Here is a 15,295-nt window from a genome sequence, read left to right as displayed (position 1 = left end):
TTGGGCCTCTTTCATCCCATGCCCACCCGTTGCAAGCCAGAGATCAGGGATTGAAAGACCACCCTTGCCATACCCGCCATCCACTTCTTTATCCTGGCTGCGGTAGACACTCGTGTGTAGTCGGCCACGGTGATGTGTGGCGTTCGTTATCTCAGGAGGAAACTATGTCTGACACCCCGCTAAACTGGCGCGCCGCACAGGCAGCCGCCGCTCAACTGTTGGCAGGCTGGCAAACCGCAGGCCAACCCGGTGGGGCAATCACCCTGTTTGACACCGATATGACCCAGGCGGTGGTGTGTGCTGGGCTGGCCGATCTGGCACGCCGCGATCCTTTCACTGCCGATACCGTGGTGCGCTATGCCTCCATCACCAAACATATTTTTGCCGCGCTGGCGCTCAATGCCACCGATAACGCCCTGCAGCTTGACGAGCGCCTTGGCAGTCTACTGCCCGAATTGCAGGGACAACTGGCGGAGGTGACGGTAGGCCAGGCTTTGGACATGACCAGCGGGCTACCTGATATTCGGCAAACATTGGGGCTGCTTGGCGTCTCGGTCAACACCGTCAGTGAGGCCCAGCCAGTGATGGAGTTTATCCATGGTTTAACCCGGCTCAACTACCCGGCGGGCAGTGAGATCACCTACACCAATACAGGCTATCGTCTGGTAGAGGCGGCGTTGAAGACTAAAGGATACGCTTTTAATGATCTGGTTCAGCAGCATCTGGCCCGCCCTCTGGACGTACAGCTACAAGCCCCCGAAAGCTGGTTTGATGTGGTGCCTGGGCTAGCTCCAGGCTATTGGCACACGGGCAACGGTTGGCAGCAGACCAGCGCCGGTTTGCATCTCTCCGCCTCTGGCAGCCTGACAGGGAGCGCCAACGCCCTCACCCGCTGGTTACAATGCCTGCTGGCCAATAAAGGCCCTGGTAAAGGGATCCTGACGCAGCTAAGTGCCCCGCGTCGGCTCAGTCAAGGTCAAATAAGCCATTACGGACTAGGGCTGGCGCAAACGCCACTTGGCAGCCAGACATTGCTGGGCCATGGCGGTTCTCATGCCGGTTATAAGACCTATTTTCTGCTAGCGCCAGACCGGCAAGCGGGTGTCCTGCTGGTCGCCAACCGTGAGGATTGTGACAGCTTTGCCATCATTTTACAGGTGATGGCGGCGCTGCTGAATGAACCACTGCCCCAACGCAGCACGGCGATCCCAGATGGCATCTACGCCACCCGGGCGGAACCCTATTGGTTGGAAGTTAAAGGGGGCAACGTGGCTTATCTAGGCACCAACGAACCGCTGTATCAAAGTGAAGACGGTTATGCGGTATCTCTCTCGGCCCATCAGCCAATACGCCTTAAGTGGACGGGTGAAGCCGTAGAAGGTGAAGTTGGCCACGTTGCACGCCGCTTTCTGCCGGTGGCTAGCGAAACGGTTTGTCTCAAGCAGGTTCAAGGGCACTGGTATCACCCACAATACCGCACCGCATTCGAAATTTGCGGCAACCAGATCCACATCGGGGTCGGCCCGGCGGTGCAAACCGGCACCCTGAGTTCGCTGGGGGACGGGCGGATATTGGTTGAAAGCAACGATGGGCCCAACCTGAATCGGTTTTGTCTGTATTTCCGTGGTTACCAGGTCGATCTGATCGCCAGCCGCAGCCGGGTACTTACGTTCAAAAAGAACATCAGCGCCCGTGCGTAAAGGTTCGCCGTGCTCTGTAGGGGCGCCGCATGCTGCGCCCGCCTAGCAGTGCGGTGTATCATTCACGCTAATTATTAAAAAATAGATCGTGGCCATCAGACAAAAAATTGTTCACGCTCAAAACTACTCATGATATTCGAGCAAATGCCGTAGATTTTTCTTGCGGCAAAATAAGCCATCCAGTAATTTTAGTGGGCCTCAAAAATGAGTAAATCTGCTCTTTTTCGTTGCACCTCAAAAACCATCTTATGTCATCGATAAATGATACTACTCAATTTCCCGCCGTCCCGTGCGGGAGTTCTTTTACTACTTTTCACTACTACAACGCCACTTTTTAGTCTTTTTTGTTGCTGTTTTGTTGCGAATAATTTACCTTTAGGCCTTGAAAAGCTCAACCACTCAGCGTGGCGACACCGCTATTTCTGGGCGTTTAGGAGTTATAACCATGCACATGACGTTGATGGAGTACATCCAGCTGCACTTCAATGGTGATATTTATCGCTATGCGCAATTTGAAGGTGTCAGCCGTGAGCAAATCCTCAAGTGGATCGACAATGAGTGCTACGTTATCAAGGGTAAATTAGTTATGCCGGTTAAACATTTACCCGCGGAAAGTTAGCTGTAATGATGAAAAAAAACCCCGCCAGTGCGGGGTTTCCTGTTTCTGATACCACGGAAAATCAGAAGTTATAACCGGCAACCAGGTAGTAACCCCAGCCGGTAGACTTGATTGGCCCCTGCGGTGTACCGATATCCACCCCATCATTCCATTGACCACCGTTATGGAAGTAACGTGCCACGAAGGAGTAATGCCAGTGATCGTAGTTCAGCGCTAAAATGTGGCTGGAGGCGATAGAGTTGCTGGTACGCGCCTGGCGGCCATCCACTACGAAGTTGTCGCTGCCCAGATCGGAGTCAAAGTCAAAGTTGGTGAAACCGATATAGCTCAGGTTGCCACCCCACATTTCGGTCAACGGCACAAAGTATTTCACCTTGAAGCGATAGCCGTCCCAGCTGTTCTCGTTAGATGCACCATAGTTCTGCCATTGGTATTTGGCATAAATGTTCATCGACAGGCTCATCGGCAGACCGGTATCGATATCGGTGCCTAGCCCCATATACCAGGTGCTTTGACGGGAGGCGTTGTTACGCCCCATGTCGTAAATGTAGTTGTTGGCAAAATACCACTCTTTGAACGGCCCAAAGCCCAGGTTGGTGCCGGTCAGTTTGTCGATGGAGAAGCGCGGCTCGATCTCCATAAACAGCGGTGAGCCTTTATCCCAGATACCACGGTTTGGGGTGTTACCGGTGCCGAAGAATTTTGGCACATCCACGTAACCGTAGAAATCCAGCCAGTCTTTCTTGGCAAAGGCTTCATACTCCAGATACACGTCATTGTTCAGCTGCGGCCCGAAGCGGGTATGGTAGCTGCCTACTACGTTGACACTCTGATGCCACCAGTCTGAAAGATACTGGCTGTCTTTGCTTTCTGCCGCCATGGAAGCGGGGCTGAAAGACGCGGAGAGAAGCACACCTGCTGCGAGAGCTATTTTCTTCATTTTATTACCACATGCTGAGTGGGCCAATTCCCTGCCCGTTAGAATGATATGAGTCTGGCGACGCCTGCTGTAAACAAACGGTTACCTATTGCCGGTTGCCGTGCGCATTATAGAAAGCTCTCGCTGTAATAATCTGTGATCCAGTTAGGCATTTTACCATCGCGTAATCGATTGCGTTCTCATTTTATAAAATAAATTGCAGTGCAAAACATTTTTGATGTGATTTTCATCATATCGGTAAATTTCAAACGACGATTTTTGGTGTCTTTGTGTTCAACACCAAATTTTAACCTGGGGTTAAAAAGCGCGTAAAAAAGCCGACGCTTATGTCGGCTTAGTGGCTGGCGGGCCCCTTATGTGGCGGACCGGTTGGTTTTATCAGCGGGCTCCAGGTACGGCTTTGGCAATGTTCTCTTGCCGGAATACCACCTCATCACCCGTGGCAATTTCCCATTGGCTAACCGGGATATCGACTTTCGGCGAGGCCACGACTACCGAGCCATGGATCAGCTTATCGTCACGGCGCAGGATCATCACATCCAACTGGTATTCATGCGGCAGGTTAGCGGTGGTTAGACGAACGATATCGCCGGTGCTGAAACTATGGCCATTTAGCGCTGGCTGCTGAATAAATTGAATATCTTTTCTCATTTTCCCGTTCCTTCTGGCAGAACACTTACCTTGAGATTAGCTCGAAATTCATTATTCTGCCGCCTGCGCAGGTAAAAAATAGGCCTCAGTCGGCGCGGGTGGCCCGCCAGCAAATCAGCGATCCTAGCGTTACCATCACCACCCCCTGCCAGAAGTTGAGGGTCAGTGCGGTGCTGAGTACCACGGCGGCAAATACCGATGACAACACCGGGGTAAAGTAAGATACGGTCGCCAGCAGCGTCATATTGCCATGCAGGATCCCAACGTTCCAAGCAGCATAGCCAGCCCCCATCGCCGTCCCCACGCACAGCAACGCCACCACAACCGGCAGGCTAAAGTGCATGCCGCTTTCATTACTGAAAGGATAAATCAGCCACAGTGCCAGCGCGGTCAGCGAGATAAACAGCACCACCGCGTTTTTGCCCTGGGCGATCCTCTTGGTCACGTTGCAATAGATGGCCCAAATCACCGCACCACTGAATGCCAGCCCGTAACTCAACGGATTGCTGCGCACGTTGGCCAGCATTTGCGCTGGTGACCAACCGCCGCTGCCACTCATGATCCAGCCAATCCCGAACAGGGAAAGCAACAAACCAGGCACAACCCACCATTTGGCCTTTTGCCCATTGAACAGGATGGCCATCAATACGGTAAAACAGGGCCAAAGATAGTTGATCATCCCCAACTCAATAGCCTGTGTGCGGTTGCTGGCAAAGCCCAACGACAGCGAAAGGCAAATCTCATACAGCACAAACAGCAGGCTGCCGAGGATCAGATAGGAACGGCGGAACTCGCGCAGCTTGGGAATGCCCATCACCACCAGCAGAAACAGCGTGCCCACGCTATAGATCATCGCCGCCCCGCCTACCGGCCCCAGTCCTTCACTGACGCTGCGGATCAGGCCAACCACGCTGCTCCATAACACAATGGCCAACAGGCCGAGCAAGGTAGCTTTATGGGAAGCAGACAACGGAGGCATTAGCGTAGGATCCAATTGGTTATTTTTGTGCGGTTTTTTACTCTACTGCCCTACCGGGGAAAAAGAAAGGGCGCAACGCTGCGCCCATACCTTTACTGCTGAGGCTGGCGCTCCAACTGCGGAGGAGGCTGGCGGAAACGACGGGTGAGATAGGCAAGATAGCCAAACCCGAGCGCCGCCCACAGCAGCCCCATGGTCAAGGAACTTTTTTCCAGGTTCAGCCACAAGATCCCTACCGTCAGCGCTCCCACCAGCGGCAAAATCAGGTAATGGAAGCGGTCTTTCCAGCTCTTATTACGCCCTTGACGAATATAGAAGTGACTGATCACCGAAAGGTTGACGAAGGTAAAGGCCACCAGAGCACCAAAGTTAATCAGGGCTGTGGCCGTCACCAAATCGAAGGATAATGCCGATAACGCCACCAAACCAACCAACAGCACGTTAAGCGCTGGCGTGCGCCATTTAGGATGCACGTAACCAAAGAATTTTTCCGGGAACACATTATCGCGCCCCATCACATACAGCAGCCTGGACACGCTGGCATGGGAAGCCAGGCCAGAAGCCAGGGTGTTGATAAAGGTGATGCACAGGAATATGGACTGGAACAGCTTGCCACCCACATACAGCGCGATTTCCGGCAGTGCCGCATCCGGCTGTTTGAAACGCTCAAGTGTTGGGAAGAACAGCTGAATAAAGAACGATACGGCGATAAAGATCACCCCACCATAGAGTGCAGTAAGGAAGATAGCGCGGGGGATCACACGGGCGGCATCAGGCGTTTCTTCACACAGCGTGGTGACGGCGTCAAAACCCAGAAACGAAAAGCACAGGATGGTAGCGCCGGTAATGATCGGCAATAGATGGGCGTTTTCACTGATAAAGGGTTGCAGACTCCATACCTGGCCAACCCCTTCGCCATTGTGCAACCCCCGTACCACCAGGAAGATAAACACCACGATAATCGCCACTTGCGCCACCACAAACAGGGTGTTGAAGTTTGCCACCAGGCTGACGCTTTTCAGGTTGATGGCGGTGATCAGGATCACAAACCCGACCACCCAGATCCACGGTGGGACCTCTGGGAACAGGGCCGTAAGATAAATTTTGGCCAATAGCGTATTGATCATCGGCAAAAACAGGTAATCCAGCAGTGATGACCAGCCAACGAGAAAACCCACGTGCGGGTTGATAGCCTTTTGCGCGTAGGTGTAAGCCGAGCCCGAGGTCGGGAACTGGCGCACCAGCTTGCCATAGCTGATGGCGGTAAACAGCACCCCGGCCAATGCCAACAGGTAGGACGCCGGAACGTGCCCGTCCGTCACGCCAGAAACGATACCGAAGGTGTCAAACACCGTCATTGGCGTCAGATAGGCCAGGCCCATCATCACCACTTGCCACAGTTTCAATGTCTTGCGCAGTTGCGGTTTGCCCGCGCCATTATCGTCGATGGCACTTATCGTCATTGGGTTATTCCTCACCGGCGTCCTGTACGCCAAGTTGGAAGAAGTCATCACCGTCGCGCACGGCTTCGCCAGGCCACAGGTAGCCCGCGGGAATGCGCCGGCGCGCGGTAGGATCGGGCTGAGGACGTCAGGCGTTTTTCAGCATCCACTCGATTTCGGTTTCGGTGATCAGCCGCTCAAACTGCTCCAGCTCATCGGTCTTACAGGCCAGATAGACGTGGCTGAAACGTTCACCCAGCAGCGCATTGAGCACCGGCTGGTGTTCGAACTCATACAGCGCATCGCTCTGGCGGATCGGGAACGGTAGCCCCTCTTGCTCCAGCCCGTTGCCGGTGACTGGCTCAAGCAGCGGTAACTCAGTGTCGAGGCCGTAGACAATCCCGGCCAGAATGGTTGCCATCACCAGATAAGGGTTGGCATCGGCCCCCGCCACGCGATACTCCACGCGGTGGTTGTCGCGATCGCCACAGGGAATACGTAACGCTACGGTGCGGTTGTTATGGCCCCAGGATGCCTGGGTGGGAACGTACATCCCCGCCTGGAAGCGGCGGTAGGCGTTGACGTTGGGTGCCAGCAGCGCCATAGAGGCAGGCATCAAGGCGATCATGCCAGCCAGCGCCTGCTTCAACAGCGTGGAGTCTTCACCATCCGCATCGGCAAAGACGTTGTTACCTTGCTTGTCCAGCATGCTGATATGCACATGCATACCGCTGCCCGCATGTTCCTCGTAAGGCTTGGCCATAAAGGTTGCATGCATATGGTGCTTCTCTGCCACCATGCGTATCAGCCGCTTTAACGCCAGGGCATGGTCACAGGCCTGCAACACATCATTGGTGTGATGCAAGTTAACCTCAAACTGGCCCGGTGACGCTTCCGCTACCGTACCGTCGGCCGGCAGCCCTTGCAAGCGGGCCAGTTCGTCGATTTCGCTCAGCACGTCGGCAAAGTGGTTAAGGTTGTCTACCGAATAGACCTGGCTCTGGGTGTTACGCTCCTGGGTGCCGGGGGCACATGGGGGCTGTAGATACCCTTCCGGATCGCGCTGGCGATCGATGAGATAGAACTCCAACTCTACCGCTACTACGGGGAATAACCCGCGCTGACGCAAACGCTGCCACACTCGGTTCAGCACATTGCGCGGTTCAACGTCAAAGGGAGTACCATCTTCATCCAGCATGGTGAGCAGTACCTGGCCCAGATATTGCGGATCGGCCGCCGATGGCGTCAGGGTTCCGGCTACCGGCACACAAATATGGTCCGGCTCACCCATTTCCTGCCCCAAACCCGCCTCTTCCACCACGTTGCCAAGAATATCCATCGCGAACACCGAGGCTGGGAAGTAACAGCCCTTCTCCAGTTTACCCAGCCCGCTTACCGGGATGCGCTTGCCGCGGAAGCTGCCGTTGAGATCGGTCAGCAATACGTCGATATGCTGGGTTAACGGATAACGTTCCAGATACTTCTTCACTTCGCGCTGGAACGTGCTACTTCGCCTTTCTTCATTGTGTTGCACAAAGTTTTCGACTTCTACGATGTTGGTTTGCATGTTTCACCCGCCGTTGTGTTTGGTCTGTGGTTCTCACACTTACTGGCTTCGATGTTTTGACCATCTTGCTCAATATAATGTCCACCAATGAAACATAGATGCAACAAAAATGTTTTGCAAGTGTTAATTTTGGTTTGAATATTGGCCATTCGACTGCTAGATTTAGTGAATATTGAACAAAAAAGGCGATTAAACGGCTTATCGGTCATAATTTCGAACAACCTGTAGGGGATAGCATGGGCAATATATTTAACAGACCAATCGTCGGCGTCGTGATGTGCAGGTATAGGTTAAACCAGCACCTCACCCAGACCTTGCAAGAAAAATACCTAAATGCGGTGTTAGCTGCCGGAGGATTACCGATCGCCCTGCCGCACGCGCTGGCAGAGCCGGAAATGCTGGCAGAGTTGCTGCCCCATCTCGACGGCATCCTGCTGCCGGGCAGCCCCAGTAATGTGCAGCCGCACCTTTATGGTGAAAACGGCGATGAGCCTGACGCCGACCCTGGGCGCGATGAATTGAGCCTGGCGCTGATCGGCCAGGCACTGAGCAGGCGCATCCCCCTTTTCGCCATTTGCCGCGGTATGCAAGAGCTGGTGGTCGCGACTCAAGGTACGCTACACCGTCGTTTATATGAACAACCCGAGCTGCTCGAGCACCGTGAAGATCACGATCTGCCGCTGGAACAGCAATATGCCCCTGCTCATGAAGTTACTGTGCAAGACGGGGGATTGCTGGCGCAGCTGCTGCCGGATTGCCACCGATTCTGGGTGAACTCCCTGCACGGTCAAGGAGCCAAAACCCTTGGCCCAAGCGTGCGTGTTGAAGCCTATGCCGCCGACGGCCTGGTGGAAGCCCTCAGCATTCGCGATCAACCCTTTGCCTTAGGGGTGCAGTGGCATCCTGAATGGAACAGCGATGAATATGCCCTGTCTCGCCTGCTGTTTGAGGGATTTATTAACGCCTGCCAGCACTACCAAAAGGAAAAACGCCTATGAGCGACGTCAGCTTGGCACCGGGGAAACGCTTATCGCAGATCCGCCAGCAGTTAGGGCTATCACAGCGCCGGGTAGCCGAACTGTCTGGCTTGACGCACAGCGCCATCAGTACCATTGAGCAGGACAAGGTCAGCCCGGCCATCAGTACGCTGCAAAAGCTGCTGACAGTGTATGGGCTGTCGTTATCGGCTTTCTTTACCGAACCGGAACAGCCGCATGAGCCGCAGATCGTGATCGACCATGACCATCTGATCGAAATCGGCAGCCAGGGAGTTTCGATGAAGCTGATCCACAACGGTGACCCTAACCGCACCCTGGCAATGATGATCGAAACCTACGATCCGGGCACCACCACCGGTGAACGGCTCAAACATCAGGGGGAAGAGATTGGTACCTTGCTGGAAGGCGAAGTGATGCTGCAGGTCAACGGGCAAAGCTTTCACCTACGGGCAGGCCAGAGCTACGCCATCAACACCGCGATCCCCCATAGTTTCAGCAACACCTCGGCGCGCATTTGCCGAATTATCAGCGCACATACGCCGACGACATTCTGATTAACGGAGCAAGGTATGGACTTCCACCACCTGGAATATTGGCAACAACGGGCACAGGCCCTGAAGATTGAAAACCGGTTGTTTATCAATGGCCGCTACCTCCCGGCAGCCGAAGGGGAAACCTTTAGCGTTCAGGATCCTGCCGGGGTTCGTGAACTGGTACAAATGGCCCGTGGCAGCCACATTGATATCGATTTGGCCGTCAAGGCGGCGCGCGAGGTGTTTGAACGCGGCGACTGGTCGCAAGCCTCCCCTGCTAAACGCAAGGCAACATTGTTCAAACTCGCTAACCTGATGGAAGAGCACAGCGAGCAATTAGCGTTGTTGGAAACGTTAGATACCGGCAAACCCATCCGCCATAGCCTGCGCGATGATATTCCAGGGGCGATCCGCTGTATCCGCTGGTATGCCGAAGCCATCGACAAGGTGTATGGCGAAATTGCCCCAACCGGCCATGATGCGCTCGCCCTGATCCAGCGGGAGCCAATCGGCGTGGTGGGTGCCATCGTGCCGTGGAACTTTCCGCTGCTGTTAGCCTGCTGGAAGTTAGGCCCGGCGCTGGCGGCCGGGAACAGCGTAGTGCTGAAACCCTCGGAAAAATCACCGCTTACGGCGGTTTATCTTGGCGCTTTGGCACAGCAGGCAGGATTACCGGATGGCGTCCTGAACATTATTCCTGGTTTCGGCCACGATGCGGGCAAGGCGTTGGCACTGCATAACGACGTGGATGCTCTCGCCTTTACCGGCTCTACCCAGGTAGCCAAGCAGTTGATGAAGTACGCCGGTGAATCCAACATGAAGCGCGTGTGGCTGGAGGCCGGTGGCAAGAGTGCCAACATTATCTTCGCCGACTGCCCGGACCTGGATAAGGCGGCGCAGGGAGCGGCGGCCGGGATCTTCTATAACCAGGGCCAGGTGTGCATTGCCGGTACGCGGCTGCTGGTAGAGGAAAGTATTCAGCAGGCCTTTTTACAGGCATTGCAACGCCATGCAGAGGCCTTCACACCGGGCAACCCGCTCGATCCGCAAACGCTCATGGGTACGCTGATCGACCAACAGCACTGTGAAAAAGTCACCAGCTATATCGAACGGGGTTTGAACCAGGGAGCCTCGCTGTTCCTTGATGGACGTGCCCATCCGCAAGGCGATCATCACGGCTATCTCGGCCCCACCATTCTCACTCAGGTGGATAACGCGATGCACGTCGCACGGGACGAAATTTTTGGCCCTGTCTTGGCCGTCACGACCTTCAACGGTGAGCAACAGGCACTCACATTGGCCAACGACAGCGAATACGGGCTTGGCGCTGCCGTCTGGACCCGCGATTTGTCACGGGCACACCGCATGGCCCGCCAGTTGAAAGCAGGCACCGTGTTCGTCAACAACTATAACGATGGCGATATGACTGTACCGTTCGGCGGCTACAAGCAAAGCGGTAACGGCCGTGATAAGTCGCTGCATGCGCTGGATAAATTTACCGAACTGAAAACCACCTGGATTTCACTGGAATAAGGATTTGATGATGACTGAACACGTAAAAAGCTACTATGCGGCAACGGCCAATGACCATCAGCCTTATCCGCAGTTGAATGAATCGATCGACTGTGACGTCTGTATCGTGGGGGGCGGCTATACCGGCCTGTCATCGGCGCTGTTTCTGGTTGAAGCCGGTTATAACGTGGTAGTGCTGGAGTCTGCCCGCATCGGTTTTGGTGCCAGCGGCCGCAACGGTGGCCAACTGGTCAACTCCTACAGCCGCGACATCGACGTGATCGAAAGCCGTTACGGTGCAGAAAGCGCCAAGCTGCTTGGTAGCATGATGTTTGAAGGCGCAGAGATTATCCGCAGCCGTATCAAGCGCTATGCCATTGACTGTGACTATCGCCCCGGCGGGATCTTCGCCGCGCTGAACAATAAGCAATACCACGCGCTGATCGAACAAAAGCAGCACTGGGAGCGTTACGGCAATACGCAACTTGAACTGCTGGATGCCGACCGTATCCGCCAGGAGGTCAGCAGTGATCGTTACGTTGGCGCGTTACTCGATCACAGCGGCGGCCATATCCATCCACTCAACCTGGCGTTGGGCGAGGCCGAGGCCATTCGCCTGCAAGGAGGACGGATCTTCGAACAGTCCGCAGTCACCAATATCCGTCACGGAGAGCCAGCGGTGGTCAGCACCGCCAACGGCCAAGTCACCGCTCGTTACGTGATCGTAGCCGGGAATGCCTATCTGGGCGATAAACTGGAGCCAAGGCTGGCCAAACGCAGTATGCCGTGCGGGACTCAAGTGGTCACCACCGAGCCCTTGGCTCCAGAAGTGGCAGCCTCACTGATCCCACAAAACTATTGCGTGGAAGATTGCAATTACCTGCTGGATTATTACCGTTTAACCGGCGATAACCGGCTGCTGTACGGCGGTGGCGTGGTCTATGGCGCCCGCGATCCGGATGATATCGATAACCTGATCCGCCCTAAGCTGCTGAAAACCTTCCCGCAGTTGAAAGGCGTACGCATTGATTACCGCTGGACAGGTAATTTCTTGCTGACGCTATCACGCATGCCGCAGTTTGGCCGGTTGGAAAACAATGTCTACTACATGCAAGGCTACAGCGGGCACGGCGTGACCTGTACTCATCTGGCAGGCAAGCTGATAGCAGAGCTGATGCGTGGCGATGCAGAGCGTTTTGACGCCTTTGCCAAACTGCCACATCTGCCGTTCTTTGGTGGCCGTAACCTGCAAATCCCCTTCACCGCCATAGGCGCTGCCTACTACACCCTGCGCGATCGAATTGGGGTTTAATTCAACGCCACCTCAGCACAAATCTGCTACTTAAGTTGATACATTTTTCTAACTAGGCTGATTCTTACAGGTCGGACTAGTTAGATCCTTTGTTTAGCAAAATTATCAGTAAGTTAGCGATCTTAATTTTTATTAAATAGCGTTTAATATTTTACATGGCATTTACTTAATATTAATAACTACCGTAATGAATTAGAGCGGATTTTAAACTGAAATTTGCTGATTACACTATATTTTATATTGTTTCTTTCTTGCTCTACCGCCAAAAAAACAATATTATGAGACTTAGGATTAACGTTAATTAAGTTAATTATACTGTCTGACATGGAGTGAATCAGCATGACAAAGCCCCAATATCTCATCGAAGGAGATGTCCTTTTCTGCCCGAATAGCGTCGGTTTTTATCATCAGGAACTTCAAGAAGAAATCGTCACCATTTCCTCATCTGCAGCTCGACTTTTCTCCTTTCTTATTAAAAATAAAGGAGAAATTGTTGAGAGAGAAGTGCTTCTGCAAAGAGTGTGGGATGATTACGGTCTACAGGCCAGCAATAATAATCTCAACCAATGCCTGAGCACGCTACGGCGGATCATCAAGAGTATGGGCATTGATAAAAACATCATAGAAACCATACCAAAAGTAGGGTTAAGAATAGCCAATGACGTCGCCATTGAAGAGATCGCAATTAATCAGGGTGAAGCTGAATTGCCCTGTAAAAAGAAAAAGAATTTTCTGAGCAAAGTTAAAATCACTTACGTTTTAATTGCGCTGGTGATTATATTAACGGTGACTACCGTGGTACATATATTTCACATCTATCAGCACTACTACCAATCAGATGCGAACTATACCGCTATGAGGTGGAACAATGCGACCTGCGAGTTATCTGCAGATCCGTCAGTTGGTAATATGCCTAAGCTTTCCTCTTTTGCCAACACAGGCAGTCACCTATTAAAAAGGGAGCTGGTTAGCTCCCTGAAACTGTAGTCATTTTCGCCAAGTAGCGGCGCAGCATGCTGCGCCCGCTGATTCAACCGACAGGCTCTAGCTCACATCGCTACGCCGATAAAGCGCAACGCCTACGGCCAACACGCCAAGCATGCCGGCACAGCTACGGTTTACCCAGCGCATCACGTTCGCCGAGAATTTACGCATCGCATGGCGGCCGCCGTAGGCATAGATCGTCATCATCACGCAGTCGATCATTGCGCTGACCAAAGCCAGGATCAGGTATTGCATGGCGATCGGCTTTTCTGGCTGAATAAACTGCGGCAGAAAGGCCGAGAAAAACAGCAGGCCTTTAGGGTTGGACAAACCGACCATCAGGGAGCGCAGGAATGCCGTTTTCCCGGTCGCCGCAGCGGCGCTAGCGTTTACCGCCAAAGCCTTTACCGGCGCCCGCCACAGCACCCAGGCCAGGTAGACCAGATATAACGCACCGCCCCACTTCACTACGGCAAACAACTGCTCAGAGGCCTGCAACAACGCCCCTAGTCCGCAACCGACAGCGCCGATCAGCAACAGATCGGCCAATACCGCCCCCAGGAAACCGTAACTGGCAATACGCATACCGTGGATTGCACCATTGTTTAGCGCCAACAGCATGGAAGGGCCAGGCGTCACCATCACCGCACTGACGGCAATCACGTAAAGCAAAAGCGTAGTTAACTCCATCAACAACTCCGGATAAATGTAAAACTCTCTGCGCCGCTGCATCGCAATACGACAACATCGCTATGGGTGGGGAATATAGGGGATCAGCCCAATGTGATTCAAGTCACATTCTGTTTGGGAGGAGGTAATGGAGCAAGAAATCACCCCAAAAGGCATCAATTCAACAAAAAACAACCAACATGCGGACTTATTGCTCACAAATAACGAACAAATTCACAAAACGTATGAATAAGGCCAAATGCATACAAATTAATTAACTATAATGTTGCAATAATGCAGCAATTTATTGATGAACTCTCGTCTCAAAAAACATATAGTAATAGCAGATTAGTTATCAACGATTTCCCTGGTGTTGTTGTGTTTGCCCCTCATTTTTTGCGGGGCTTTTTTCTTCCCCTCCGCCCCTTCTCCCCACTTGTTACTCCCTTTTTAGCGCGCAGCTAGCTACGTCTCTACCAGTGGTTTACCAATCTATGTGGAGCTATCATCGAGCGATAAAGGTACACTGAACTCCTCCTACCTCTACCCGGTGAAAAAGATGTCTTTCTTTGATGCTTTTAAGCTATTCGGTGACGCCCCCGTTGATGTCACCTGCCCTGAATGCGCAAAAAGTTCGCCGCAAAATCGCAGCAAGGTGAAAAAAAACGTCACGCTGATCTGCCCCCACTGTGGACATTATTTCCGTAAACGCGAAGATTGAGAGTGCCAGGAACGAACTGCGTCGGCTGAGATAGACGAGAGTGGCTACGAAAAAACCGCTTAGGTGGACATGGCAAACACGGCCATTATCCCCATGAGCAACGATTGGGTAATGCCTGCCCTCTTCATTGAAGAATTTACCCCGGAATTTCACTCCAGGCTGACCCCATGACTATCGACTCCCAGTCTCTGACGCTCAAACAGGTTGGAAGCTAAGCACTGTTTGTTTGAATTGCTGGTAGGTTTCATCGTCATATGGCGCGGGGATGTCAGCATTTTTGATCGCTTTTATCGCAGCTTCACACAGCGGAGGATAGCCGTTGCCCTGCAGGTCATATACCTTCCCGTCTTTAGACATCTTGATGTTGATGTCACAGGTTTTACCGCGATAGTCATCCTCGATAAAAAGCTTCCGTTGAATGGCTGTCTGAACCTCACGTGCGTATCTGGTCGGCTTATCAACGAACGGTGCCACCTCTGCTGGCTTTAGCTCGATGGGTTTGTTATTGCTGCTTTTGTGGGGGCTACAGGCCGAGGCAAACAACATGCTGAGTAGACAAACAGAGGCAAGTTTTTTCATGTCTAAATTCCTTTTTAATGTTTGCATTAAATGTAGCAAAAAGGATCTTTCACGATAACAACCGAAGTTGATTTCTGTGCTGGCTGCAT

15 protein-coding genes are annotated in these 15,295 nt (G+C 53.0%); 8 read left to right on the top strand and 7 right to left on the bottom strand.

Annotated features, from left to right (window positions below; translation table 11 throughout):
• Window positions 1–164 precede the first annotated feature (164 nt).
• Window positions 165–1,700: a serine hydrolase domain-containing protein gene (locus A6U95_RS21640; RefSeq protein ID WP_065685963.1), complete on the top strand. Its 1,536-nt coding sequence runs from the start codon at window positions 165–167 to the stop codon at window positions 1,698–1,700.
• Window positions 1,701–2,145: 445 nt separating this feature from the next.
• Window positions 2,146–2,319, top strand: coding sequence for a hypothetical protein (locus A6U95_RS31280; protein WP_021178238.1), 174 nt, complete (start codon window positions 2,146–2,148; stop codon window positions 2,317–2,319).
• Window positions 2,320–2,380: 61 nt separating this feature from the next.
• Here the strand turns inward: A6U95_RS31280 and A6U95_RS21635 are convergent, their stop codons facing one another.
• From A6U95_RS21635 to A6U95_RS21615, 5 genes are all read right to left on the bottom strand, one after another.
• A complete protein-coding gene (locus A6U95_RS21635; RefSeq protein WP_024529967.1) occupies window positions 2,381–3,259 on the bottom strand; it encodes a nucleoside-specific channel-forming protein Tsx in 879 nt (292 codons plus the stop codon).
• 378 nt (window positions 3,260–3,637) lie between these two features.
• A complete protein-coding gene (locus A6U95_RS21630; protein ID WP_021804644.1) occupies window positions 3,638–3,910 on the bottom strand; it encodes a hypothetical protein in 273 nt (90 codons plus the stop codon).
• Between the two features lie 85 nt (window positions 3,911–3,995).
• Window positions 3,996–4,889 (bottom strand): aromatic amino acid DMT transporter YddG, encoded by an 894-nt coding sequence (gene yddG, locus A6U95_RS21625; RefSeq protein ID WP_065685962.1) that lies wholly within the window; start codon window positions 4,887–4,889, stop codon window positions 3,996–3,998.
• Between the two features lie 92 nt (window positions 4,890–4,981).
• Window positions 4,982–6,352, bottom strand: coding sequence for an APC family permease (locus A6U95_RS21620; protein ID WP_065685961.1), 1,371 nt, complete (start codon window positions 6,350–6,352; stop codon window positions 4,982–4,984).
• A 127-nt stretch (window positions 6,353–6,479) separates the two neighbouring features.
• Entirely contained in the window at window positions 6,480–7,898 is a 1,419-nt protein-coding gene (locus tag A6U95_RS21615; RefSeq protein WP_065685960.1) for a glutamine synthetase family protein, read from the bottom strand.
• A 236-nt stretch (window positions 7,899–8,134) separates the two neighbouring features.
• Here A6U95_RS21615 and puuD point away from each other — a divergent pair, with 236 nt between their 5' ends.
• The 5 genes from puuD (at window position 8,135) to A6U95_RS21590 (ending at window position 13,240) form a co-directional block, all read left to right on the top strand.
• Window positions 8,135–8,896, top strand: a complete 762-nt coding sequence (puuD, locus tag A6U95_RS21610) for a gamma-glutamyl-gamma-aminobutyrate hydrolase (protein WP_021178244.1) — start codon at window positions 8,135–8,137, stop codon at window positions 8,894–8,896.
• Window positions 8,893–9,450 (top strand): HTH-type transcriptional regulator PuuR, encoded by a 558-nt coding sequence (gene puuR / locus A6U95_RS21605; RefSeq protein WP_021178245.1) that lies wholly within the window; start codon window positions 8,893–8,895, stop codon window positions 9,448–9,450. Before puuD ends, puuR begins: the two co-directional genes overlap by 4 nt.
• 15 nt (window positions 9,451–9,465) lie before the next feature.
• Window positions 9,466–10,962 carry an aldehyde dehydrogenase PuuC gene (puuC, locus tag A6U95_RS21600; RefSeq protein ID WP_065685959.1) on the top strand — a complete coding sequence of 499 codons (1,497 nt, stop codon included), beginning with the start codon at window positions 9,466–9,468 and terminating at the stop codon, window positions 10,960–10,962.
• A 10-nt stretch (window positions 10,963–10,972) separates the two neighbouring features.
• Window positions 10,973–12,253: an FAD-binding oxidoreductase gene (locus A6U95_RS21595; protein WP_021178247.1), complete on the top strand. Its 1,281-nt coding sequence runs from the start codon at window positions 10,973–10,975 to the stop codon at window positions 12,251–12,253.
• A gap of 339 nt (window positions 12,254–12,592) precedes the next feature.
• The gene (locus A6U95_RS21590; protein ID WP_065685958.1) at window positions 12,593–13,240 is read left to right on the top strand and encodes a winged helix-turn-helix domain-containing protein; all 648 of its coding nucleotides are present in this window, start codon (window positions 12,593–12,595) and stop codon (window positions 13,238–13,240) included.
• A gap of 57 nt (window positions 13,241–13,297) precedes the next feature.
• On the opposite strand, the gene A6U95_RS21585 is transcribed toward A6U95_RS21590, so the two are convergent.
• A complete protein-coding gene (locus A6U95_RS21585; RefSeq protein WP_021804652.1) occupies window positions 13,298–13,927 on the bottom strand; it encodes a LysE family translocator in 630 nt (209 codons plus the stop codon).
• 538 nt (window positions 13,928–14,465) lie between these two features.
• Here A6U95_RS21585 and A6U95_RS31275 point away from each other — a divergent pair.
• The gene (locus A6U95_RS31275) at window positions 14,466–14,627 is read left to right on the top strand and encodes a YnfU family zinc-binding protein (protein ID WP_021178250.1); all 162 of its coding nucleotides are present in this window, start codon (window positions 14,466–14,468) and stop codon (window positions 14,625–14,627) included.
• 195 nt (window positions 14,628–14,822) lie between these two features.
• Here the strand turns inward: A6U95_RS31275 and tolA are convergent, their stop codons facing one another.
• The gene (gene tolA / locus A6U95_RS21580) at window positions 14,823–15,206 is read right to left on the bottom strand and encodes a cell envelope integrity protein TolA (RefSeq protein WP_065685957.1); all 384 of its coding nucleotides are present in this window, start codon (window positions 15,204–15,206) and stop codon (window positions 14,823–14,825) included.
• Window positions 15,207–15,295 lie beyond the last annotated feature (89 nt).

This window comes from Serratia sp. 14-2641, from assembly GCF_001692375.1.
Taxonomy (GTDB): Bacteria; Pseudomonadota; Gammaproteobacteria; order Enterobacterales; family Enterobacteriaceae; genus Chania; species Chania fonticola_C.
Note: the sequence above shows the minus strand (reverse complement) of the source record. Positions and strands in the feature narration are given on the sequence as shown.